At 55.1% G+C, this 1,052-nt stretch carries 2 protein-coding genes; one reads left to right on the top strand and one right to left on the bottom strand.

From position 1 onward, the window contains the following. Nucleotides 1–766 (top strand): ABC transporter permease (locus tag EN749_RS36260; protein ID WP_145991196.1); only part of this gene is annotated, 766 nt, incomplete at its 5' end. A 56-nt stretch (nt 767–822) separates the two neighbouring features. Here EN749_RS36260 and EN749_RS38050 read toward each other — a convergent pair. After that, nucleotides 823–1,052: hypothetical protein (locus EN749_RS38050; RefSeq protein ID WP_189368010.1), on the bottom strand; the 230-nt coding region annotated here is incomplete at its 5' end.

Raw genomic sequence — 1,052 nt, 5'->3', positions numbered from 1 at the left:
CTTCAAATGGGTCGGCGGCATCCTCCACGGTGATCTCGGCGAATCCTTATCGTCCAGTCCGGGTGCACCTCGGTTCGTTGCCGACATTATTTCATCGCGCCTCCGCAACACATTCCTATTGGCTAGTGTGACCGCGCTCATTGCGGTTCCACTTTCGATCGTTCTCGGCGTCCTCTGTGCACTGTATCGGGGTACCGCCTTCGACCGGGTGGTGAACGGAATTTCGCTAACAACGATCTCAATTCCAGAATTTCTTATAGCCTATATCCTACTCATTTTTGTTGCCGTTAGACTGCGCTGGCTGCCTACCTTATCCAACGTCAAGGACGGCATGGACGTAGCCGATTGGGTCTGGCGTATGACCTTGCCTGTCTTGGTCCTGACGATCGGGATTATTGCCCATATGATGCGCATGACGAGGTCGGCGATTATCGGCGTGTTATCCAGCCCCTATATCCACATGGCAAAATGCAAGGGTGCTTCCCCAGCACGAGTCATCCTGCGGCATGCGTTACCCAACGCTTGGGCCCCCATCGCCAATGTCGTGGCCGTAAATTTGGCTTATCTGGTGGTCGGCGTCGTGGTGGTGGAGACAGTCTTTGTCTATCCCGGGATAGGCCAGACAATGGTGGACGCAGTTCGCACGCGCGACTTACCGCTGGTGCAGGCGTGCGCACTTATATTTGCGAGCGCCTACATCCTCCTGAATCTCGTTGCGGACATTATCGCAATCTCCACGAATCCTAAGCTGCTCCACCCGAGGTGATGGATATCGTGAACACGCCCAATACAACCGATATCTCTTTGCGCGCCAAACTCACCTCAGGCAGGCGCAGTAGATTTAGGTATGCCCTCCGGAAAGCGCCCCTCAACGTGAAGTTCTGCTTCGCCATCGTCGCGGTTTACCTGTTCGCCGCCTTTTTCGCAGACCTGATTGCTCCTTTCGGCGAATCCGAACTGGTCTCCCGGGAACCATTCGCGCCGTGGAACGGCATAAATCTGCTTGGCACGGATCAGCTTGGTCGAGACGTCCTCAGCCGACTTATATATGG

Origin of the sequence: Mesorhizobium sp. M7A.F.Ca.ET.027.02.1.1, from assembly GCF_004022985.1 — a bacterium.
Taxonomy (GTDB): domain Bacteria; phylum Pseudomonadota; class Alphaproteobacteria; order Rhizobiales; family Rhizobiaceae; genus Mesorhizobium.
The sequence above is the reverse complement of the archived record's forward strand: the minus strand, read 5'-3'. Positions and strand labels throughout refer to the sequence as shown.